This is a genomic window from Nocardia sp. NPDC004415 (assembly GCF_053602435.1).
The window spans coordinates 102,519-121,925 of sequence record NZ_JBSGDP010000006.1; the positions used below are offsets into that span (position 1 = coordinate 102,519).

The 19,407-nt window shown below is 70.6% G+C and carries 19 protein-coding genes and 2 pseudogenes; 13 read left to right on the top strand and 8 right to left on the bottom strand.

The window, feature by feature from the left end:
* Positions 1 to 8: 8 nt before the first annotated feature.
* Positions 9 to 572: a TetR family transcriptional regulator gene (locus tag ACWEMY_RS04805; protein WP_452388917.1), complete on the bottom strand. Its 564-nt coding sequence runs from the start codon at positions 570 to 572 to the stop codon at positions 9 to 11.
* A gap of 92 nt (positions 573 to 664) precedes the next feature.
* Between ACWEMY_RS04805 and ACWEMY_RS04810 the strand changes: the two genes are divergently transcribed.
* The 3 genes from ACWEMY_RS04810 to ACWEMY_RS04820 are packed head-to-tail and all read left to right on the top strand — an operon-like array spanning position 665 to position 2,878.
* A complete protein-coding gene (locus tag ACWEMY_RS04810) occupies positions 665 to 1,135 on the top strand; it encodes a DUF4334 domain-containing protein (protein ID WP_452388918.1) in 471 nt (156 codons plus the stop codon).
* Positions 1,135 to 2,223 carry an NAD(P)-dependent alcohol dehydrogenase gene (locus tag ACWEMY_RS04815; RefSeq protein WP_452388919.1) on the top strand — a complete coding sequence of 363 codons (1,089 nt, stop codon included), beginning with the start codon at positions 1,135 to 1,137 and terminating at the stop codon, positions 2,221 to 2,223. The genes ACWEMY_RS04810 and ACWEMY_RS04815 overlap by 1 nt, the downstream gene beginning before the upstream one ends.
* Positions 2,224 to 2,227: 4 nt before the next feature.
* Positions 2,228 to 2,878, top strand: a complete 651-nt coding sequence (locus ACWEMY_RS04820; RefSeq protein ID WP_375927611.1) for a TetR/AcrR family transcriptional regulator — start codon at positions 2,228 to 2,230, stop codon at positions 2,876 to 2,878.
* 4 nt (positions 2,879 to 2,882) lie between these two features.
* On the opposite strand, the gene ACWEMY_RS04825 is transcribed toward ACWEMY_RS04820, so the two are convergent.
* Positions 2,883 to 3,536: a TetR/AcrR family transcriptional regulator gene (locus tag ACWEMY_RS04825; protein WP_375927609.1), complete on the bottom strand. Its 654-nt coding sequence runs from the start codon at positions 3,534 to 3,536 to the stop codon at positions 2,883 to 2,885.
* Between the two features lie 140 nt (positions 3,537 to 3,676).
* Here ACWEMY_RS04825 and ACWEMY_RS04830 point away from each other — a divergent pair, with 140 nt between their 5' ends.
* The 4 genes and pseudogenes from ACWEMY_RS04830 (at position 3,677) to ACWEMY_RS04845 (ending at position 8,122) form a co-directional block, all read left to right on the top strand.
* Positions 3,677 to 4,471 (top strand): alpha/beta fold hydrolase, encoded by a 795-nt coding sequence (locus ACWEMY_RS04830; protein WP_452388920.1) that lies wholly within the window; start codon positions 3,677 to 3,679, stop codon positions 4,469 to 4,471.
* Positions 4,468 to 5,913 (top strand): flavin-containing monooxygenase, encoded by a 1,446-nt coding sequence (locus ACWEMY_RS04835; RefSeq protein ID WP_452388921.1) that lies wholly within the window; start codon positions 4,468 to 4,470, stop codon positions 5,911 to 5,913. The genes ACWEMY_RS04830 and ACWEMY_RS04835 overlap by 4 nt, the downstream gene beginning before the upstream one ends.
* Positions 5,913 to 7,578 (top strand): annotated as a pseudogene (locus ACWEMY_RS04840) (GMC oxidoreductase). The gene ACWEMY_RS04835 and the pseudogene ACWEMY_RS04840 overlap by 1 nt, the downstream one beginning before the upstream one ends.
* Before the next feature lie 13 nt (positions 7,579 to 7,591).
* Positions 7,592 to 8,122, top strand: a complete 531-nt coding sequence (locus ACWEMY_RS04845; RefSeq protein ID WP_452388922.1) for a DUF4334 domain-containing protein — start codon at positions 7,592 to 7,594, stop codon at positions 8,120 to 8,122.
* 1 nt (position 8,123) lies between these two features.
* Here the strand turns inward: ACWEMY_RS04845 and ACWEMY_RS04850 are convergent, their stop codons facing one another.
* A complete protein-coding gene (locus ACWEMY_RS04850) occupies positions 8,124 to 9,143 on the bottom strand; it encodes a crotonase/enoyl-CoA hydratase family protein (RefSeq protein WP_452388923.1) in 1,020 nt (339 codons plus the stop codon).
* Positions 9,144 to 9,152: 9 nt separating this feature from the next.
* Here ACWEMY_RS04850 and ACWEMY_RS04855 point away from each other — a divergent pair, with 9 nt between their 5' ends.
* From ACWEMY_RS04855 to ACWEMY_RS04865, 3 genes are all read left to right on the top strand, one after another.
* Complete coding sequence (locus ACWEMY_RS04855) at positions 9,153 to 9,722, top strand: TetR/AcrR family transcriptional regulator (RefSeq protein ID WP_452388924.1); 570 nt, start codon at positions 9,153 to 9,155, stop codon at positions 9,720 to 9,722.
* Positions 9,723 to 9,791: 69 nt separating this feature from the next.
* The gene (locus ACWEMY_RS04860; RefSeq protein ID WP_375927599.1) at positions 9,792 to 10,094 is read left to right on the top strand and encodes a hypothetical protein; all 303 of its coding nucleotides are present in this window, start codon (positions 9,792 to 9,794) and stop codon (positions 10,092 to 10,094) included.
* A gap of 121 nt (positions 10,095 to 10,215) precedes the next feature.
* Positions 10,216 to 10,953 carry an SCO6745 family protein gene (locus ACWEMY_RS04865; RefSeq protein ID WP_452388925.1) on the top strand — a complete coding sequence of 246 codons (738 nt, stop codon included), beginning with the start codon at positions 10,216 to 10,218 and terminating at the stop codon, positions 10,951 to 10,953.
* A gap of 5 nt (positions 10,954 to 10,958) precedes the next feature.
* On the opposite strand, the pseudogene ppk2 reads toward ACWEMY_RS04865, so the two are convergent.
* A pseudogene (ppk2, locus tag ACWEMY_RS04870) lies at positions 10,959 to 11,896 on the bottom strand (polyphosphate kinase 2).
* A 148-nt stretch (positions 11,897 to 12,044) separates the two neighbouring features.
* Between ppk2 and ACWEMY_RS04875 the strand changes: the two are divergent.
* The 3 genes from ACWEMY_RS04875 (at position 12,045) to ACWEMY_RS04885 (ending at position 15,285) form a co-directional block, all read left to right on the top strand.
* On the top strand, positions 12,045 to 13,499 hold the full coding sequence (locus ACWEMY_RS04875) for a sugar porter family MFS transporter (protein WP_452388926.1): 1,455 nt from the start codon (positions 12,045 to 12,047) through the stop codon (positions 13,497 to 13,499).
* Positions 13,500 to 13,591: 92 nt separating this feature from the next.
* A complete protein-coding gene (locus ACWEMY_RS04880; protein WP_452388952.1) occupies positions 13,592 to 14,668 on the top strand; it encodes a metallophosphoesterase in 1,077 nt (358 codons plus the stop codon).
* A 104-nt stretch (positions 14,669 to 14,772) separates the two neighbouring features.
* Entirely contained in the window at positions 14,773 to 15,285 is a 513-nt protein-coding gene (locus ACWEMY_RS04885; protein WP_452388927.1) for an OsmC family protein, read from the top strand.
* Here the strand turns inward: ACWEMY_RS04885 and ACWEMY_RS04890 are convergent.
* Genes ACWEMY_RS04890 through ACWEMY_RS04905 form a run of 4 tightly spaced genes read right to left on the bottom strand, consistent with a single transcriptional unit; the run spans position 15,189 to position 19,403 of the window.
* Positions 15,189 to 16,145, bottom strand: coding sequence for an STM4011 family radical SAM protein (locus tag ACWEMY_RS04890; protein ID WP_452388928.1), 957 nt, complete (start codon positions 16,143 to 16,145; stop codon positions 15,189 to 15,191). The two genes, ACWEMY_RS04885 and ACWEMY_RS04890, sit on opposite strands and share 97 nt — an antisense overlap.
* Positions 16,145 to 17,479 carry an STM4012 family radical SAM protein gene (locus tag ACWEMY_RS04895; protein WP_452388929.1) on the bottom strand — a complete coding sequence of 445 codons (1,335 nt, stop codon included), beginning with the start codon at positions 17,477 to 17,479 and terminating at the stop codon, positions 16,145 to 16,147. Before ACWEMY_RS04895 ends, ACWEMY_RS04890 begins: the two co-directional genes overlap by 1 nt.
* A complete protein-coding gene (locus ACWEMY_RS04900) occupies positions 17,476 to 18,312 on the bottom strand; it encodes an STM4013/SEN3800 family hydrolase (RefSeq protein ID WP_452388930.1) in 837 nt (278 codons plus the stop codon). The genes ACWEMY_RS04895 and ACWEMY_RS04900 overlap by 4 nt, the downstream gene beginning before the upstream one ends.
* The gene (locus ACWEMY_RS04905; protein ID WP_452388931.1) at positions 18,309 to 19,403 is read right to left on the bottom strand and encodes an STM4014 family protein; all 1,095 of its coding nucleotides are present in this window, start codon (positions 19,401 to 19,403) and stop codon (positions 18,309 to 18,311) included. The genes ACWEMY_RS04900 and ACWEMY_RS04905 overlap by 4 nt, the downstream gene beginning before the upstream one ends.
* Positions 19,404 to 19,407 lie beyond the last annotated feature (4 nt).

Below are 19,407 nucleotides of genomic sequence, written 5' to 3' on the forward strand. Positions count from 1 at the left end.
GGGAACCGCTACGGCGCGGCGATGCGCTGGGCCGCCAGGACGGTGGCCGCGCGGCGGGTGGCGATGTGCCGGTCGTCGGTGTGGCTGGTGTCCTGGCGCGCGTGGGTCGCGGCGGTACGCGCGAGGTCGGTGAGCATGCGCAGCAGCAGCGCCGCCGGGATCTCGGCGGTGACCAGTCCTTCGCGCTGGCCGCGGCGCATCTCGGCGATCTTGATGTCGACGGTGCGGCGCAGGATCTCGGTGATGTCGGGGCCGGAGGGCTCGAGTTCGGCCCACGCCTGGAGTTGCGCGTCCTCGGGATGGGCGACGAAGTGGTCGAACAGGCGGCCGATGTAGGCGGGGATGTCGTCGGCGGAGAACTCGGTGTCGTCGGCGGTCTGCTCGGCCCACAGTTCGGTGACCGCGGTGTAGAGCTCGACCTTGCCGGGGAAGTACGCGTAGAGCCGGTCCTTGCTGGCATGGGCGGCCGTGGCGATCCGATTGATCCGGGCCCCGGCGACCCCGAAGCGCGCGAACTCGCTCTTCGCCGCGGCCAGAATCCGCTCCCTGGTCGCCTCACCCGCTGCCCGCATGTCGGCATCGTACCTCTTGCCGAACCATCTGGTTCGGAACTATGGTCGCTTTTCAGAACCGGATGGTTCTGGAATCGCGAGACGGGACATTCATGAGCGCGGACACACCACGCTGGCAACAGCTCCGGGAGCAGGCCGAAGGCGTCGCGACCGGCGAATTGGACCAGCTCTGGACGCGGCTACGACCCGCGCGCGCTGAGGACATCCTGGGCGAATGGCGCGGTGCCGCTTTCCAGACCGGCCACCCGCTGTGCCGGGCCCTGCCCGCCAGCCGCTGGTACGGCAAGACCTTCCTCGCGCTCGACGACGCCAAGCCGCTGATCTGCCGCGCCGAGGACGGCTCGCTGTTCTCGAATGTCGAACTGGGACAGGGCGAGGCGACGCTGTGGAACATCGAGTTCCGCGGCGAGGTCACCGCGACCATGGTCTACGACGGCCGCGCGGTGTTCGACCACTTCAAGTGGCTCGACGACCACACCCTGATGGGCATCATGAACGGCAGGCCCGAGCTGGTCCTCGCGCGCGGCGAGCACTTCTACTTCCTGCTCGAACGGGTCGCCTGATGCGTACCACGGCGGTGCTCTCGCGCGATCCGGCGGCCGGGTTCACGGTCGAACCGGTCGAGATCGACGACCCGCGGGCCGGGGAGATCCTGGTGCGGGTGGCCGCGGCCGGGATCTGCCACACCGACCTGGTGAGCAGGCGCGCCGGCGCCGCCGACCGGCCGATCCTGCTGGGCCACGAGGGCGCCGGGGTGGTCGAGGCGGTCGGCCCTGGCGTGCGCTCGGTGCGGCCCGGTGACCACGTGGTGCTGACCTTCCGCCACTGCGGGGCGTGCGCCAACTGCGCGGCCGGGCGGCCCGCCTACTGCGTCCGGGCGACCGCGCTCAACCAGTTCGGCCGCCGCGCCCACGACGGCCCGCGGGTACACCTCGACGGTGTCCCGGTGCTGGACGGCTTCTTCGGGCAGTCGAGCTTCGCCGGGTACGCGCTCACCACCGAGGACAACACCGTCGTCATCGATCCCGCGATCGACCTCGCGCTGGCCGCGCCGTTCGGCTGCGGTTTCCAGACCGGCGCGGGCGCGGTGCTCACTGTGCTGCGTCCCGGGGCGGGGGACCGGCTGGTCGTCTACGGGGCGGGCGCGGTCGGCATGGCCGCCCTGCTGGCGGCCCGGACCATCGACGGGGTGCGCGTGGTCGTGGTCGAAACCTCCGCCGAACGGCGCACGCTCGCCCAGGAACTCGGCGCCGAGGTGGCGATCGACCCGGCCGGTGACTCCACCGTCGAGCGGGTCCGCGCGGCCACCGACGGCGGTGCCACCCACGCGCTCGACACCACCGGCCGCGCCGACGTGCTAGGGGACGCGGTGGCGGCGCTGACCATCGGCGGCGCCGCCGTCGCGGTCGGCCTCGGCCGCGGCACCCCGCCGATCGACCTCGGCGACCTGGTGCTGCACGGTAAGACCGTGCGCGGCTGTCTCGAGGGCGACAGCGTGCCCGCCACCTTCCTGCCGTATCTGCTCGATCTCCTGGCGAGCGGCCGATTCCCGGCCGAACGCCTCGTCGCCCGCTATCCGCACACCGACATCGACATCGCGCTGGCCGATCAACGCGCCGGGCGCGTGGTCAAGCCGGTCCTGACCTGGTGATCACATGACGATTCTGGACACCGGCTTCCTCGGCACGGAGACCCCGGCCGACGCGGTCGACACACGGCCCGACCTGGGCACCGCCCGCACCCAGCGGCGGCTCACCGCCCTGCACGCCGCCCGCGACGTCTTCGTCGCGCACGGCTACCACGGCGCGAGCATGGACGAGATCAGTACCCGCGCCGGAATGAGCAAACCGGTGCTGTACACGCACTACGCCAGCAAACTCGACCTGTATCTGGCTGTGCTGCAGGGGTATCTGGACCGGATGGTCGACGGCATCCGCGACGCGCTCGCGGTCTCCACCGGCCACGAACAGAAGGTGCGCCGCGCGGTCCTGGCCTACTTCGACTTCGTCGACGAGGACGCCGGCGGGCACACACTGGTCTTCGAATCGGCGGTGCCCAGCGAACCGTGCGTGCGCTGGCGGGTACGCCACGCGATGGGCGAGTGCGCGGTACTGGTGAGCGCCGAACTGCGCGCGGCGGGCATGGACCCGACCCGCGCCTACGCCTGCGCGTTCGGGCTGGTCGGTGCCAGCCATTCCGCCGCCCGGCACTGGCTCGACGCGGGCCGCCCGATTCCCAAGAGCGAGGCCGTGGACGTGGCCGTCGCGCTGTGCTGGAACGGCCTGTCGGGCACCACCCGGCGCTGACGGATCAGCGGACGGGCAGCGGGCTCCCGTCGAGCAGGTGCTCGGCGGGCAGCTGACCCGTCAGGACGGCCAGCGCGCGCTTCCAGCGGCGCAGGATCGCCTCGCGCTCACCGAGCGTGCCGGTGAGCATGGCCGTCATCGACAGGCCGGTGAGCAGGTCGATGGTGAACTCGATGAGGACTTCCGCGCGCGGGTCCCCGGCATAGGCCTCGCCGAGCACCTCGGCGTAGAGCGTGCGCATCTCGGTGAACACCCGCCGCTCCTCGTGCACCAGCCGGTCGCGCAGCTCGGTGTCGGTGCGCGCGGCGACCCACAGATCCAGCGCGGTGAAGAAGGCCGGGCTGTTGAGATCGCGCCAGGCCAGATCGACCACCGATTGCAGCCGGTCGCGCCCGGGTGCGAGCAGTTCGGCCTCCTGCCGGAACTTCTCCAGCCGCAGATCGACGACCCGGGTGGTGGCGGCGATGAGCAGTTCGGCGCGGGTGGGGAAGTGGTGCTGCACGGTGCCGCGGGCCAGCCCGGCGCGTTCCTGCACCGCGCTGACGGTGGTTGCCGCGTAACCGCTTTCGAGCAGGCACTCGGCCGTGCAGGCGAGAATGCGCGCGCGCGTCGACTCGCGGCGCTGCGCCTGGGTGCGGCGGGCTGGTTGCACGGTCATCCAAGAAATCGTACGCGTCGACGACAAGTTTCGGGAACTTCGCCAATATTGGCGTGCTGCCAGCTATTGACGGGGACCAATGAAGCTGGTGCAATCAACAAACCGTACGCAGTAACTGTTTTCCTGGATGAAGGGCTGCGATGACGCAGATCTCCCACACCCGCCGCGGCAACGGCCCGCCGATCGTCCTGGTCCACGGGCTGGGCAGCCGCTGGCAGGTCTTCGCCCCGGTGCTCGACCGGCTCGCCGCGGACCACGAGGTGATCGCCCTTGACCTGCCCGGCTTCGGTGATTCCCCGGTGGAGCCCGGTGTCCGCCCCGGACCGCGCGGGTACGCCGAGTGGCTGGCGGGCTGGCTGGCCGACCTCGACATCCGCGACCCGCACGTGGTCGGCAGTTCGATGGGCGGCGGGATCGCCCTCGAACTGGGCCGCTCGGGCGTGGCCCGCGCGGTGACGGCGTTCGCTCCGGTGGGCTGCTACGGCACGGCGGGCCTGCGCTGGGTGCAGTGTCTGCTCACCGCCATGCGCGGCGCCGCGCGGGTCGCGGGGCCCGTGCTGGATCGGGCGGTGGAGTATCCGGCGGGCCGGGTCGCGCTGCTGTCGTCGATGTTCGGGCGACCGGCGCGGGTCGACCCCGCCGCCGCCAGGACCGACCTGGCCGGACTGGCGGGCGCGGTGTCGTTCGCGGCCGCGCGCGACGATTTCGGCGACTACTTCCTGCGTCCCGGCGACGACCCGGGCGCTTTGCCTCAGATCCCGGTGACGATCGCCTGGGGCACCCGCGATGTCGTCCTCACGCACCGCACCCAGAGCGTGCGGGCCCGGCAGGCGCTGCCCTTCGCGCGCCACATCGACCTACCCGGCTGCGGGCACCTGCCGTTCGCCGACGACCCGGACGCCTGCGTCCGGGTGATCACCGAGGGAGCCGTATGAAACCGTCCATCGCCGTCATCGGGACCGGTTTCGGTGGCCTGGCCGCCGTGATCGAACTGAAGAAACAGGGTTTCGACGACATCGTCGTGTTCGAGAAGGCCGACGAGGTCGGCGGGGTGTGGCGCGAGAACACCTATCCCGGCGCCGCCTGCGATGTGCCCTCGCCGTTCTACTCGTACTCCTTCGAGCCGAATCCGCGCTGGCCGCACCGGTTCTCGCGGCAGCCGGTGATCCTCGACTACATCCGTGACATCGCCGACAAGTACGACATCCGCCGTCACATCCGGTTCGGTACCGAGGTCACCGGCGCCACCTACGACGACGACTCCGGCCGCTGGAGCGTGGAACTCGGCGGCGGCGAGACCGTGGTGGTCGACGTGCTCGTCTCCGCCGTGGGCCAACTCTCCCGGCCCGCCCTGCCCGACATCGCGGGTCGCGACACCTTCACCGGCACCAGCTTCCATTCCGCCCAGTGGAATCACGACGTCGACCTGACCGGCAAACGGGTGGCCGTGATCGGCACCGGCGCCAGCGCCATCCAGTTCGTCCCCGAGATCCAGCCGCTGGCGAGCCGGTTGACGGTGTTCCAGCGCAGCGCGCCCTACATCATCCCGCGCCCCGACCGTGAGTTCGGCCCGTGGCATCACCGGGTCTTCGAGAAGCTGCCCGTCACCGAGCTGGCCGAACGCGCCACCTGGTACGGCGTGGTCGAGGGCCTGAGCCTGGCCTGGGTCTACGCCAAGCCGCTGGCCGCCGCGATCCGGCGGATCTCCCGCTGGCACATGCGCAGGCAGACCGCCGCGGTGCCCGGCTTGTTCGAGAAGGTGTGGCCGGACTATCCGATCGGCTGCAAGCGGATCCTGTTCTCCGACAACTATCTGCCCGCGCTGGCCCAGCCCAATGCCGAAGTGGTCACCGAGCGGATCGAGCGGATCACCCCGACCGGCGTGCGCACCGCCGACGGCGTGGACCACGAGATCGACGTGATCATCTGGGGCACCGGCTTCACGCCCACCGAATTCCTGGCCCCGATGACGATCACCGGCGCCCAGGGGCACGCGCTGGAGAAGGAATGGCGCGACGGCGCGCACGCCTACTTCGGCATGACCGTGCCCCGCTTCCCGAACCTGTTCATCATGTACGGCCCCAACACCAATACCGGCGGCGGCTCGATCATCTACTTCCTCGAGGCGCAGGCGGCCTACCTGGGCCGCTACGTCGCCCATCTGGCGGCGACCGGCAAACCCCTGGCCGTGCGGCCCGAGGTGGAACGGGCCTACGACGAACGCATCCAGGCCGAACTCGGCGGCAGCGTGTGGAGCCAGTGCTCCTCGTGGTATCGCCAGGCCGACGGCCGGATCACCACCAACTGGCCGCTGCTGGGCATCCAGTACAAGCAGCAGGCGACCTTCGATCCCGCGGACTACGAGGTGATGGCGTGATGACCGATTACGACTACGACGTGATCGTCGTCGGCTCCGGCTTCGGCGGCAGCGTCTCGGCGCTGCGGCTGACCGAGAAGGGCTACCGGGTGGGCGTGCTCGAATCCGGCCGCCGCTGGAACGCCGAGGACTATCCGAAGACCAACTGGAACATCCCCAAGGCCATCTGGGCGCCGCGCCTTGGCCTGACCGGCCCGCAGCGCATCAGCGCGCTCGGCAAATGCCTGGTCTTCAGCGGGGCCGGTGTCGGTGGCGGGTCGCTGATCTACGGCAACACCCTCTACGAACCGCTGCCGGAGTTCTACGGCGACCGCGCCTGGGCCCACATCACCGACTGGAAGAGCGAACTGGCCCCCTACTACGAACCAGGCCAAACGCATGCTCGGCGTGGTGGAGAACCCGCGGATCGGCCCCAAGGACGACGTGCTGCTCCAGGTGGCGCGCGACCTGAAGGTCGCCGACACCTTCCACCGCACCCACGTGGGCGTGTTCTTCAACGAAGGCGACGAGGGCGTCGAGGTCGACGACCCGTACTTCGGCGGTGCCGGTCCGCGCCGCGCGGGCTGCATCCACTGTTCGGAGTGCTTCACCGGCTGCAAACACAACGCCAAGAACACCACCACGCTGAACTACCTGCACCTGGCCGAGAGCAAAGGCGCGCAGGTGCATCCGCTCACCACGGTGACCTCGGTCGCGCCCGACGGACAGGGCGGCTACCGGGTGCAGACCGTGCAGTCCGACGGCTGGATCCGCAAGCGGCGCCGCACCTTCACCGCCGGACAGGTGGTGTTCGCCGCCGCCGCGCTGGGGACCCAGAAGCTGCTGCACAAGCTGCGCAAGGACGGGACGCTGCCGCAGCTGTCCCCCCGGGTGGGGGAGCTGACCCGCAGCAATTCCGAGGCGATCATCGGCGTCACCAGCAAATCGCGCCGTGATTTCTCCCAGGGCGTGGCCATCACCTCCTCGATCCATCCCGAACCGCAGACACACGTGGAGGTGTGCACCTACGGCAAGGGCCAGAACGCGCTGTTCCTGCAGACGGTGCCGATGGTCGACGGCGGTGCCTTCCGGTTCCTGCGGCTGCTGCTGACCATGCTGTTGCACCCGCTGCAGTTCCTGCGCTCGCAGAACGCGCACGGCGCCTCGGAACGTTCGGTGATCCTGCTGGTCATGCAGTCGCTGGACAACTCCCTGACCTCCTATCTCAAGGGTGGGCGCCTGGTGACCAAACAGGGTGGCGGCGAACCGAACCCGGCCTGGATTCCGCTGGCCCACGACATCGCCCGCCGCTACGCCGCGGAATCCGACGCCATCACCGGCAATATCGCCACCGACATCTTCAACATCCCCGCCACGGCGCACTACATCGGCGGCTGCACCATCGGCGACTCGCGCGAGACCGGCGTGATCGATCCGTACCAGCGCGTCTACGGGCACCCCGGCCTGCACATCGCCGACGGCAGCGCGATCACCGCCAATCTGGGTGTGAATCCCTCGCTCACCATCACCGCGCAGGCCGAGCGGGCGATGGCGTTCTGGCCGAACAAGGGCGAGGTGGACCCGCGTCCCGCGCTCGGTGCGGCCTACGAGCGCATCAGTCCCGTCGTCCCGGCACAGCCCGCCGTCCCCGCCTCGGCGCCCGGCGCGCTGCGGCTGCCCGCCTGATCCGAAGGAAGTCATGAGCATCGACAGTCTGACCGCGCTCGAACCCGAGTGCACGCGCGAGGAGGCGCTGCGCCTGTTCGACAGCTTGCCGCCGGTGCGGGCCGGTGAGCTGACCGGCCGCTGGCACGGCCGCGAGCTCGGCACCGGTCACCGCATGGACGGCGCGCTGGCGGCCTCGGGCTGGTACGGCAAGCAGTTCGACGGCACCGAGCAGGTGCATCCGCTGCTGTTCGGCGACGCCACCGGCGAGATCTTCGCCGTCGACCCGCGCCGGGTACCGCTCGGGCTGGTCGGCACCGTGCCCCCGTCGCTGGTGGCGCGGGGCCGCGGCCTCCTACGCGTGCTCAAACCCGCCCTGCGCACCCGGCACCACCGGGCCCGGTTGCGCCAAGTGGAGCATCGCGGGGTGGTGACCACCGCGATGGTCTACGACCACCTGCCGATCATCGACGTCTTCCGCCGCGTCGACGAGGACACCGTGCTGGGCCTGATGGACTTCCGGGACAAGCCCGAGCCGTACTTCTTCGTCCTGGTCCGCGACTGAGTCAGTCCTCGAAGCCGCGTCGCTTGTGGTCGCCGAACGGTTCGTCGCGCTCGCGGACCGCCTCGCGGAAACCGGCTGTGGCGGAGCGCAACTGGAAGGCGTAGCCCTCGCGCGTGTGCCGGGAGATACCGTCGAAGACGGTGCCGATCATGCCCGAGTTCGCCACGCCCTGTGCGTTGAGCGCCGAGTTGAGGGCGAGCTTGGCCATCATCAGCTGGTTGACCGGCATGCGCGCGATCCGGGCCACGAACGCCTCGGTGCGCTCGTCGAGTTCCTCGGCCGGACACGATTCCACCGCCAGTCCCCATTCGGCGGCCTGCGCGCCGCTGATGCAGTCACCGGTGAACAGCAGGCGCTTGGCGCGCTGGTCACCGAGCCGGTGCGCCCACATGCCCGCCGCGGGAATGCCCCAGACCCGGGTGGGCGGGTAGCCGATCTTGGTGTCGTCGGCGCAGATGATCTGGTCGCAGAACAGGGCGATATCGGTGCCACCGGCGATGGCGAAACCGTGCAGTTTGGCCACGGTGGGCTTGTTCGCGTGCAGCAGGCTGGCGAAACCGCGGTTGAAGCGGCTCATCATCGCGTAGTCGAGCATGGGGTCCCAGGTACCCCACGGATTGTGGTTGACGGCCTGGGCGACGGGGTCCACCGCGGTCCCGGCGGCATCGTCGCGGCCGGTCGCGGGATCGATCCCGGATTCGGCGAAGATGTCCAGGTCGTAGCCACCGCAGAACCCCTTCCCGCGCCCGGACACCAGGATGACGTGCACGCGGGGATCCAGATCGGCCCGCTCCACCGCGTGCGCGAGATCCAGGGGAGTGTCGGCGGTGATCGCATTGCCCTTGTCGGGCCGGGCGAAGGTGATCCGGGCGACGCGCCCGTCGCGCTCGTAGGTGAGCGTGGGGTAGTCGTGCGAGTCGGCCGGGGCGGGCCGGCCCCGCCAGGGTGACTCCGGGGTCTCGGTCCAGCTCTCGTACCAGGCGGCCGGCCGCTGACCGGAATGGGAAGTGTGCTCAGGCATGGGTCCACTGTGCGGACCCGCGCGCTCATCCTGGACGCCGCCACGCGGTTGCTGGTGGAGCAGGGCTACGCCGCGCTGACCACCGTCGCCGTGCAGGCCGCCGCCGGCGTGAGCCGCGGCGCGCTGCTGCACCACTTTCCGACGATGAAGGCGCTGACCACGGCTCTGGTGGCGCATCTGGTCGAACGCAACGAGGCGGGCACGTGCGCGGCCGTCGCGCTGATCCCGCCCGGCGCCGATGCTGTCGACCGTGCGCTGAGCGTGCTGTCGGCGACCTTCGCGGCCCCGCCCGCGCTGGCCGAACAGGAACTATGGGCCGCGGCGCGGACCGATCCGGAGCTGGCGCGGGCGCTGCGCGCGGCCGAGCGACAGGCGGGACGGGACCTGTTCCGGGTCGTGGACGGGCTCTTCGGCGTCGAGATCGTGACCCACCCGAACTATCCGGCCGTGCGCGACCTGACCGTCACCGTGCTGCGTGGCCTCTCGGCCTCGCGTCCGCTGCGTACCTCGGCCCGCTCGGAAGCCGCGATCCTCGCGCAGTGGGCCCGGGTCGCGCGGATGTTGCTGGATCGATCCTGACGTTCACCGCCGAATGGGGGTACACCGGAGGTAGGGACCCACCGACCCACCGGAAAGGGGGTTCGGGCCATGGACGCCACGAGCCTTCCCCATGAACACAAATTTCCCGATACCGAACGCACCACCCGCTCGCACGCCGGTGAATCCATCCAGGACTCGCTCAACTGGCCCGGACTGCTGTTCATCGGCTTCGGGATCGTGCTGCTCGCGGCGACGCTGACCGCCGCCGGGTACGGCTTCGTCGGCTGGACGATCCTGGCCGGGGTGCTGTGCGGCGTCTTCACGCTGGCCGGGATCGCGATCGTGCTCGCCGAGCACCGTCGCATCAAGGTCCACGAAGGGCTGCACCTCACCGACCCGTGCGGGCACTGATCGGCGAAACGTCCGGACCCACGCCGGATGGCGATGACGCGCGTCCGGAGCACCTTCCGCATCTGACTATTCTCGGTTAAAGTCTGCCTGGTCGAAAGTCGACAGTGGAAGGTGGCAGACGATGACGGCGACAGCGGTCAAGCAGCAGGTGCTCGAGCTCGGCGGAGCGTTCATGATGTCGCGGGAGGCGCGGGCATTCGGCGAGTCGACCGGTGTGCCGGGATTCCATCCCGGCTACGCGCGCGGGCGCGGCGGGGTGCTCGGCGCGGTGGACGCCGATGTCGTCACCGCGGCCTTCGGCTTCTTCGCGCCGGACTGCATCCGGGCGGCCTGGGAGTCGGTGCCCATGCCCGCCGAGCAGGCCGCGGCGGGCTATCTCAGCGCCTGTCACGATTTCGGCAGGCGCAAACTGGCCGCGTTCGAGCAGGCCGACCGGCTCGCGGAGCTGCTGCGGCCGGTGATCGAGGCGGCACCGTCGCCGGGGCTGTCGCTGTTCGCCGGATGGCGGGCGATGCCGGTGCCCGCCGACGGCCGCGCCGCGGTCCAGCAGGCGACCCACGTGCTGCGCGAACTGCGCGGTGGCCTGCACCTGGTCGCGGTCCTCGCCCAGGGGCTCACCCCGCTGCAGGCGGTCCTGATCGCGGGCTCGCCGGTCTCCGACGGACCCACCCAGGCGAAGCTGCTCGGCTGGCCGGAACCGTTCGAGCCGATCACCGAAGACCACCGGACCCGCTGGGCCGCCGCCGAGAAGCTCACCGACGAACTCGTCGAGCCCTGCTTCGAGGTCCTCGACGAGACCGAACGCACCGAACTGGTGACCCTGCTGACCGAGGCGCACCGGGTCGCGCTGACCCGCTGACCGGTTCAGGAACCCAGGACGTCGCGCCCCCGGCCCACGATCAGCGGGTCGGCGGCGCCGACGATCTGGTGATCCTTGTTCGCGTAGTCGAAACCGCCGAGCACATGGCGCATCGCGTTGAGCCGGGCACGCTTCTTGTCGTTGCTCTTCACCACGATCCAGGGCGCGTGATCGGTGTCGGTGTGCTCGAAGTTCTCCTCCTTGGCCGCGGTGTAGTCGTCCCACTTGTCCAGCGAGGCCAGATCCATCGGCGACAGCTTCCAGTGTCGCACCGGGTCGACCTGGCGGATGGCGAAGCGGGTGCGCTGTTCGAGCGGGGAGACCGAGAACCAGAACTTCACCAGATCGATGCCGTCCTCGACGAGCATCCGCTCGAACAGCGGCACCTGCGCCAGGAACCGCCGATGCTGTTGCGGCGTACAGAATCCCATCACCCGTTCCACGCCGGCCCGGTTGTACCAGGACCGGTCGAAGAACACGAGTTCGCCCGCGGCGGGCAGATGCTCGACATAGCGCGCTGGAAATACCACTGCGTGGCCTCGCGCGGCGAGGGCTTCTCCAGCGCCACCACCCGCGCCCCGCGCGGATTCAGGTGCTCCATGAACCGTTTGATCGTGCCGCCCTTGCCCGCCGCGTCGCGTCCCTCGAACACGATGACCACGCGCCTGCCGGTCGCCGTCACCCAGTTCTGCAGCTTGAGCAGCTCGATCTGCAGCAGCCGCTTGTCGAGCTCGTACTCGGCCCGCGAGAGCCGCTCGCCGTACGGGTAGCCCTCGCGCCAGGTGTCGACCACGCGGCCGCCCGGGCGGGTCAGCAGGAGCGGATCGTCGTCGTCGGTGTCGTCGACGGTGAACGCGGTGGTGTCGGCCAGATCCACGGCTGTGGCGAGATCGGCGATCTCGCTGAGGTCGCGCGGGATCGGGCCCAGCTGGACATCGGTCATCGGCCGGACGCTAACGGGCGGGCATGACCGGCGGGTGAACGCACGGTGTGGCGCTGGCCGACGACCGGGCTCGCGTGCCGCACACTGTGTTCTGGTTCACGAGGCAACCCGCGCGGCGGCGCCGTGCGGCGGTGGAGAGGACGACGCCATGCACGATGGGGACACCGTGGAGGAAGGCGCCTCGAACAACCGCGTCGTCCGGATCGCCTCGGTCGCGGCGCTGGGTGGCCTGCTGTTCGGCTACGACAGCGCGGTGATCAACGGCGCGGTCGCCGCGATCCAGGACGAATTCGGTGTCGCCGACGCGGTACTCGGCTTCGCGGTCGCCTCCGCCCTGCTCGGCGCGGCGGCCGGTGCCATGACCGCGGGCCGTATCGCCGACCGGATCGGCCGGCTCAAGGTGATGCGTATCGCCGCGGCGCTGTTCTTCGTGAGCGCGCTGGTGACCGGGTTCGCCCCGGATGTGTGGATCCTGGTGCTGGGCCGGGTCATCGGCGGACTCGGTGTCGGCGTGGCCTCGGTGATCGCGCCCGCCTACATCGCCGAGACCGCGCCCGCGCGCATCCGCGGCAGGCTCGGCTCGCTGCAGCAACTCGCCATCGTGCTCGGCATCTTCCTGGCGCTGCTGGTCGATTTCCTGCTCGCCCACATCGCGGGTGGTGCCTCCGAGACGCTGTGGTTCGGGCTGGAGGCGTGGCGCTGGATGTTCCTGTCGATGGCGATACCCGCAGTGTTCTACGGCGTGCTCGCCACCACGATCCCCGAGTCGCCGCGCTTCCTGGTCGCCACACAGCGCATTCCCGAAGCGCGCCGGGTGCTGACGCTGCTGTTCGGGGAGAAGAACCTCGAGCTCACCATCGGCCGCATCCAGGACAGCCTCGAGAGCGACACCAAACCGTCGTGGCGCGACCTGCGCAAGCCCGGCGGCGGGATCTATCCGGTGGTCTGGATCGGGTTGATGCTGTCGGTGTTCCAGCAGGCGGTGGGCATCAACGTGATCTTCTACTACTCGAACATCCTGTGGGAGGCCGTCGGTTTCGAGGAATCGCAGTCGTTCGTGATCAGCGTGTTCACCTCGGTGGTCAATATCGCCACCACCGTCGTGGCGATCATGCTGATCGACAAGGTCGGCCGCCGCCCGCTGCTGCTGGTCGGCTCGATCGGCATGACGGTCACCCTGGCGACCATGGCGGTCTGCTTCGGCGCCGCCGACCAGGTGCCCGACGCGGACGGGGTGCTCGAGCCGCAGCTCACCGGCGCGCTCGGGCCGATCGCGCTGGTCGCGGCCAACCTGTTCGTCATCTTCTTCGGCATGAGCTGGGGTCCGGTGGTCTGGGTGCTGCTGGGGGAGATGTTCCCGAACCGGATCCGGGGCGCGGCGCTGTCGCTGGCCGCGGCCGGGCAGTGGGCAGCGAACTGGGCCATCACGGTCAGCTTCCCCAGCCTGAAAACCTTCTCGCTCGGCTTCGCCTACGGCATGTACGCGGCGTTCGCGCTGCTCTCGCTGCTGTTCGTCGCGCGGTTCGTGCCGGAGACCAAGGGGATGTCGCTCGAGGACATGGACGCCGCGGCGGGCTTCGAGCACCCCACCGCGCGCGGCTGAGGCGGCGGATCGACCAGTCGCGCTGCGCCGCCGGGGACTGTGTGCTTGTATCAGGTCGGTTGTCCAACTGGCCCACGATCCAGAAGGTGAGCATGCACGAGCAGTCCCCGATCGGCGTCGGCCGTCGCGAGGTCCTGGCGGGCGCGGCCGGTGCCGTCGCCGGCCTGGGCCTGTTCGGCCTGACCCCCGCGGCCGCCGTCCCCGCCGAGGTTCCCAAGTTCCCCGCGCCCACCGGAGGGCAGGTCAGGGTCCTGGTCACCGGAGACGCGGGCACCGGCACCCGCACCCAGTGGGCGGTGGCCGACGCCGCGCGCGCCTTCCACGCCCGCGAACCGTTCTCGCTGGCCGTCGGCCTGGGCGACAACATCTACGAATCGGGTCCGGACGGCCCCGACGACATCCAGTTCGCCACCAAATTCGAGGACCCCAACACCGGCCTGGACTTCCCCTGGGCGATGGTGCTCGGCAACCACGACACCAGCGCCGTGTTCCCCGGTGACGGCGGCTGGCTGGCCCGCGGCAACCACGAGGTCGCCTATCACGCACGATCACCGCGCTGGTGGATGCCGAGCCGCTACTACTCGGTGCGGGTTCCCGAGCAGAACCCGGTGGTGGAGTTCTTCGTCCTCGACATCAACCCCCTGGCCGCCTACATCCCGCCGCTGCTCGACCCGTACTGGTCGGTCGACGGCCCGTACATGAACGCCCAGCGCGCCTGGCTCGACGGCGCCCTGGCCGACTCCCCGGCGACGTGGAAGATCGCCTGCACCCACCAGCCCTATCTCAGCAACGGCCCGCACGGCGACGCGGGCAACTACGAGGGCCTGCCGATCGAACCCCTCAACGGTGTGCACGCCAAACGCTTCTTCGAAGACCATGTGCTGGGCAAGGTCTCGTTCCTGCTCTCCGGCCACGACCACACCCTCCAGGTCCTGGAACCGACCCCGGCCTCCAAGGGCACCCGCCAGATCGTCTCCGGCGCCGCCGCCAAGACCTCCGGTGGCCACGGCTCCGCGTCCGGACCCGCCCACCCCGCCCTGTTCGACACCCACAGCGAACTGGGTTTCATGGTCATGGACCTGACCCCGGACACCGTGGATCTCCGCGTGATCACCGTCGACCCGGCCACGGGCGCGGGCACCCAGGTGTTCGATCGCCGCCTGGCCTGACCGCCAACCCTGGTCTCGGATGCTGTGCGATGGTCGTCGCGGGCGTTCGGGTCACGGCGAGCGCAAGGGTGTCGGGGCCGGATCGGCGCCGATAGCGTCCGGGCATGACAAGTCAGCTGGAGAATCTGAACGCGATTTCCGAGGCGACCGCGCAGGCGGTCGCGACCGATCCGGCCAAGGCGCAGGTGGTGTTCCGGGCGTCGGGGACACCGGCGGGCACGGTGGGCAGTGTGGTCACCGCGCGGTCGCACACCGTACGGGTCGACGAGCCGCCGACCCTGGGCGGTGCCGACGCCGACGCCAATCCGGTGGAGGTGTACCTGGCGGCGCTGATCTCCTGCCAGGTGGTGACCTACCGGTTCTGGGCCCAGCGCCTGGGCGTGACGGTCGAGGATCTCGCGATCACCGCCGAGGGTGATCTGGACGTGCGCGGGTTCTTCGGCATCGACGACTCGGTGCGACCCGGTTTCCAGGCGGTGCGGGTGAGCGTGCGGATCACCGGCCCGGAGACCGCCGAACGCTACGCCGAACTGCAGCACGCGGTCGACGCGCACTGCCCGGTGCTGGACTTGTCGACCGGCGTCACGCCGGTGACCACGACACTCGAACTCGCCTGACCCTGGTGTCCGGGCGCCGCCCGCGCCGGAATCCGTTCCAGCACACCACCGGCGAACACGTCGTAGAGCGGCAGGGTCTCGAGGTGGACGTAGCCGATGTGGCAGTCGCACACCGTCAGCGGGCAGGCGCGTGGCGTGAGGGCCGCGCGGTAGGAGTCGTCGTAGAGATTGCCCAGCGGGGCCGGGACGAAATGGCAGCGCCGGACGGTGCCCTCGCCGTCGACCGAGATCACCGAACTGCCGGTGCGGCACGGCAGCCCGGCCGAGCGATGCGGGTGGCGGCTGAACGGGAACAGCTCGTCGATGGCGGTCCAGTCGGCGGCCTGGTCGTCGGTGTAGGTGTGGCCCTCGGCCGCGTTCACCCAGAGGTAGACGTGCTCGGGCAGGTCGGCGCGCAGGCGGCGGGCGTGGTCGAGATGCTCGGGCAGTCCGACGATGCCGACGCTGAACCGGGTTCCGGCCGCCGCCAGGCGTTCGGCCTTGTCGAGGAACCGGCGGTACGGGGTCTGGCCGGGGTGGTAGGTGCACCACAGGGCCAGGGTGGCGGGGTCGGCCTCGGCGATCCAGTCGACGCGGCCGCTGAGATTGGTCTGGATGGCGACCCGGTCGATGTGCGGCTGATGGGAGAGTTCGACCAGCGCCCGCCGGTACCACGAGCGCACCAGCCCTTCGCCCCACGGCGTGAACAGCACCGACAGCCGGTCGCCGGTCTGGGCGCGGGCCCACTCGGTGAAGCGGTGCAGGGCCGCGCGGTCGGCCCGGAGTTGTTCGGTGCTGTCGCGCCGTTTGGCGAACGGGCAGTAGGGGCAGTCGTAGTCGCAGGAGGCCAGCGGGCCGCGGTAGAGGATCGTCAGGTCCATCAGCGCAACTCGTAGGCGGCCATGGCGGCGCGCACGCCGGGGGAGAAGAAGTCGGGGCCGATGGCATCGGAATAGGCCAGGCCCTCGGCCGACAGGCGCAGCAGGCCGGTGCCGGTGCCGGTCAACCAGCCGCGGTCGGCCAAGGTGTGCAGTTGCGGACCGAAGTCGTCCCACGGGTCGGTGCCGAAGCGGCGCCGGTAGTCGGCCACCGGCAGGCCCTCGGCTTGCAGGAGCGACTGGAGCAGATGACGGCGTGCGGCTTCGTCGGCGTCGATGGCCCGCCCGTGCACGGCCGACCCGAAATCCGTGGTGGCGACGTAACTGTCGATGATGCCGCGGACCTCGCGCAGGTCGACTGCGTAGTCGAAGGAGTAGTGCAGCCGCGAGGTGTAGGAGCGCGCCCCGCAGCCCAGGCCGATCATGCCGTCGGTCTGGCAGGCGTAGTCGTCGGGACCCTGCGGGGGCGCGTCGCGGCGGCGGAACATCCGCATCGACACCTGCTCGTAGCCCGCGGCGAGCAGGTGGTCGCGGCCCTGCGCGTAGCGCGCGAGCCGCTCGCGGTCCCATTCCCGTTCGGCGACATCGGGATCGGCGTGCCAGGCCAGCCCGGTCAGCGGGCGGACGTAGAGCGGATAGAGGTAGATCTCCTCGGGCCGCCACGCCAGCGCCGCATCCAGGGAGTACTGCCAGCTGGCCGCGGTCTGGCCGTCGATGCCGTAGATCAGGTCGATATTGAGCACCGGAATGCCCGCGTCGCGGATACGGCCCAGTGCCGCTTCGACTTCGGCGCGTCGCTGGGGCCGCACCGCCGCCCGCGCCTCCTCGTCGATGAAGCTCTGCACCCCGAGGCTCAGCCGCGTCGCCCCGCGTTCGGCGAGCACGGAGAGCCGGTCGGCGGTGGAGGTCGACGGGGACGCCTCCACCGAGAGCGGGATCGCGCGCAGGTCGGCGCCCATGATCCCTTCGGCGATATCGCACAGCCGGGTCAGCTCGGCGGCGTCGAGAAAGGTCGGGGTGCCGCCGCCGAAGGCGGCATTGGCGAACCGTGGCCGCTCGGCGTCGCCCAGTGCCGCGCGCACGGCGCCGGCCTGCCGGGTCAGCGCGTCGAGATAGCGTCCGGTCAGGCCGTCGGGCGCGCCGACCCGGGTGAACAGATTGCAGAAGCCGCAGCGCACCTCGCAGAACGGGATGTGCAGATACAGCGACAGCGCCGACCGGGATTCACCCGCCCACACCTGCGACAGGGCGGGCCGATCCGGCAGCGGCCGGTAGGCGGTCTTGTGCGGATAGGCGTAGACGTAGTTCTGGTACGGCCGGGGCAGGGTGTCGATCATGCGGTCGGCTCCAGGAAGAAGTGGCTGTAGGGCACCGTCCACACGCTCTCGTGGCCGAGCCGATGCCCGGTGTAGCCGTCCTCGCCATAGGTGGTGCCGTGGTCGGAACACACGATCGCGAAGCACCGGCGCCGCGAGCGCATCGCCGCGAACAGCCGGCCGATGTGGGCGTCGATGTACTCCAGTGCGGCGGCATGGGTTTCGCGGCTGTCCCCGGCCTCGCGGGTGGCACCGGGCAGGTGGAACCAGTTCGGCTGATGCAGGGCCGAGGCATTGACGAACAGGAACACCCGCTGCTCGCCGGGCACCGCGGCGAGCGCCTGTTCGGCCCGCGCCACCTGGGATTCGAACGAGGTGGGCGAGGCCACGGAGAACTCCGGCTCCCAATGACTCTCGGCGAACAGGCCCGGCAGCACACTGCCCAGCGCGCCCTGCTTGTTGAAGAAGCCGACACCGCCGATGCACACCGTGTGATAGCCGCGGGCGGCCAGCGCCGTCACCAGATCGGGTTCGTCGAAGACGAAGGTGCCCTCCGCGGTCGTCTCACTACCGGCGAAGCGCGCGGCGAACAGGCGCGGATGCGGGCCGGGCGCCGCGGGAGTGGGCAGGAATCCGGCGAAGATGGCCTGATGCGAGGCGTAGGTGAAACTGCCGGGCGCGTGCCTGCGCTGCCAGCGTCCCCCGGGGAGGTGGGCGGCCAGATGAGGGAGGCGGCCCGCCGCCGCCAGCTCGACGGCCACGTCGTAGCGCAGGGTGTCGAGGGTGAGCAGCAGCAGGTCGTCGCGGCCGACGACCTCGGACATGTCCGGGTGGGGTAGGAGGGGTTCGGTCATGAGAGCAGTCCGATCGTGGCCGGGCGCGAGGTCGCGGCGCGGAAGTGGGGTGCGGCGGCCAGCTGCGCCGCGTAGGTGTCGAGGCCCTCGGCGGGTGTCGCCGGGAGCCCCGCGAGGCCGGGCAGCAGGTCGCCGAAGGCGTTCACCTCGCCCACGGTGAACCGGCGCCAGCCGAGTCCGGGCAGCAGGTCGACACCGACACACAGCGTGCCGGGGAAACAGGCGGCGGCGCGCTCGCAGACGGCCAGTGCCGCCGCCCAGCGTTCACCCGCGGCGGCCCGCACCGCGGCGAGATCCCCGCGGGTGCCACCGAGATGCAGATTGGTCAGCGGTGCCCGGCTGGTGCGCACCACGACATGGGTGGCCCGGCCGCCGATGACCACGACCCGCAGGTCGGCGCTGCGGCCGTCGAGCGCCGCCTTGGGAATCCAGCGTTCGATGTGCAGGCCGTCGGGTGCGAGCCGGTCGACGATGCCCGCTATCACGCGCTCGTCGCGATAACGCCGGACCCGCAGCGAATTGTGCAGGGCGCCGTCCGCGCCGATCTCCACCGAAGTGGTCGCCTGCCAGCGACCGGAGGCCGTGGACTCGACGGCCAGCACCCCCGAAGCCGAGGAGCCATGGGCAAGCTTGACGAACACCCGCCGCATCCCGGCCTCGCGCAGCGCTGCTTTCACGTCGGACCAGCCCCGCACCGGACCGGTCGCCGGTGCGGGCGGGACCGGGACCCCGGCGGCCGCCAGCCGGGAGTGGCAGAGCCGCTTGTCGAACAGCACGGCCAGCTCGTCCGCGTCGTCGAGACGCACACCGCCGCGCAGCGACCCGACGGCGGCGAGGAAGTTCGTGTACCAGCGTGCCGAACCCTCCACGCGGGTCGGCTCGTGCACACCACGCAGCCGCGCGTCCACCGCCGGGTTCTCACCCGGCGACTCGAGCCGGACGATCTCGTCATCGGCGAACGTGTGGCCGCCCTCGGTGAGCACCCGCTGCCAGGTGACGATCCGGGGCGCGGGCTGCCCCGCGGCACGAACCGCCCCGGAAAACAGCTCGACCCGCCGATTCTCGGCATTGCCGACCACCACCCAGCGCACCGGA

What these genes read in the sequence shown, in the direction of transcription:
- ACWEMY_RS04895 (WP_452388929.1), bottom strand. Translation starts at nt 17,479, where the DNA reads ATGATCGACACCCTGCCCCGGCCGTACCAGAACTACGTCTACGCCTAT.
- ACWEMY_RS04835 (WP_452388921.1), top strand. Translation starts at nt 4,468, where the DNA reads ATGAAACCGTCCATCGCCGTCATCGGGACCGGTTTCGGTGGCCTGGCC.
- ACWEMY_RS04880 (WP_452388952.1), top strand. Translation starts at nt 13,592, where the DNA reads ATGCACGAGCAGTCCCCGATCGGCGTCGGCCGTCGCGAGGTCCTGGCG.
- ACWEMY_RS04825 (WP_375927609.1), bottom strand. Translation starts at nt 3,536, where the DNA reads ATGACCGTGCAACCAGCCCGCCGCACCCAGGCGCAGCGCCGCGAGTCG.
- ACWEMY_RS04885 (WP_452388927.1), top strand. Translation starts at nt 14,773, where the DNA reads ATGACAAGTCAGCTGGAGAATCTGAACGCGATTTCCGAGGCGACCGCG.
- ACWEMY_RS04805 (WP_452388917.1), bottom strand. Translation starts at nt 572, where the DNA reads ATGCGGGCAGCGGGTGAGGCGACCAGGGAGCGGATTCTGGCCGCGGCG.
- ACWEMY_RS04845 (WP_452388922.1), top strand. Translation starts at nt 7,592, where the DNA reads ATGAGCATCGACAGTCTGACCGCGCTCGAACCCGAGTGCACGCGCGAG.
- ACWEMY_RS04815 (WP_452388919.1), top strand. Translation starts at nt 1,135, where the DNA reads ATGCGTACCACGGCGGTGCTCTCGCGCGATCCGGCGGCCGGGTTCACG.
- ACWEMY_RS04810 (WP_452388918.1), top strand. Translation starts at nt 665, where the DNA reads ATGAGCGCGGACACACCACGCTGGCAACAGCTCCGGGAGCAGGCCGAA.
- ACWEMY_RS04860 (WP_375927599.1), top strand. Translation starts at nt 9,792, where the DNA reads ATGGACGCCACGAGCCTTCCCCATGAACACAAATTTCCCGATACCGAA.
- ACWEMY_RS04890 (WP_452388928.1), bottom strand. Translation starts at nt 16,145, where the DNA reads ATGGACCTGACGATCCTCTACCGCGGCCCGCTGGCCTCCTGCGACTAC.
- ACWEMY_RS04830 (WP_452388920.1), top strand. Translation starts at nt 3,677, where the DNA reads ATGACGCAGATCTCCCACACCCGCCGCGGCAACGGCCCGCCGATCGTC.
- ACWEMY_RS04820 (WP_375927611.1), top strand. Translation starts at nt 2,228, where the DNA reads ATGACGATTCTGGACACCGGCTTCCTCGGCACGGAGACCCCGGCCGAC.
- ACWEMY_RS04900 (WP_452388930.1), bottom strand. Translation starts at nt 18,312, where the DNA reads ATGACCGAACCCCTCCTACCCCACCCGGACATGTCCGAGGTCGTCGGC.
- ACWEMY_RS04865 (WP_452388925.1), top strand. Translation starts at nt 10,216, where the DNA reads ATGACGGCGACAGCGGTCAAGCAGCAGGTGCTCGAGCTCGGCGGAGCG.
- ACWEMY_RS04875 (WP_452388926.1), top strand. Translation starts at nt 12,045, where the DNA reads ATGCACGATGGGGACACCGTGGAGGAAGGCGCCTCGAACAACCGCGTC.
- ACWEMY_RS04850 (WP_452388923.1), bottom strand. Translation starts at nt 9,143, where the DNA reads ATGCCTGAGCACACTTCCCATTCCGGTCAGCGGCCGGCCGCCTGGTAC.